Here is a 521-nt window from a genome sequence, read left to right on the forward strand (position 1 = left end):
GATTAACAAGATGCCAATGATCTCCATTATAAAACAATGTATAAATGCACCCTTGTTGGATTTCGCCCCCTGATAAAGGACCAACCCCTAATTCTGTCGCCTTATAAACCGGCTTGCCATCTAAAGTGTTTAAGACAATCGTGGTTGCGCCAACATTCTTACCCGTCGCCATAAAGCGCAAAACGATACCATTCTTATACTCTAAAAACTGTGAAGTGCTTGCAAGCCTTATCACACTCGTTTGTTGGACATGATCATTTGTAACAATGCCTTCAAGCTCTCCACCCGTGTCTGACAAATACTCACTTATCCTTTGCATCATCACACGGGCGCTCGTGTTCACACTGCTAGGCTGCTGTCCTTCGGACCAATCAATCAAATCATCCACGCGCGTATTATCCGCCGCTCTAAGCGACCAATCATAAATCGTTGACATCTCTCGTGAATCCTAATTCCGGTAAAATGGTCCGTAAAACGCCCGCATGAATTGCGTCATCAAAGGATTATCATCATCACTCTCT

Annotated in this window: 2 pseudogenes; both read right to left on the minus strand. The window is 44.1% G+C overall.

The features are described 5' to 3' along the window. Nucleotides 1-436 (minus strand): annotated as a pseudogene (locus tag ACFIJP_RS09785) (phage tail protein); the annotation flags it as partial. Nucleotides 437-448: 12 nt separating this feature from the next. Next, nucleotides 449-521 (minus strand): annotated as a pseudogene (locus ACFIJP_RS09790) (lytic transglycosylase); the annotation flags it as partial.

This window comes from Bartonella sp. MU37NMGALS, assembly GCF_042194015.1.
GTDB lineage: Bacteria > Pseudomonadota > Alphaproteobacteria > Rhizobiales > Rhizobiaceae > Bartonella > Bartonella grahamii.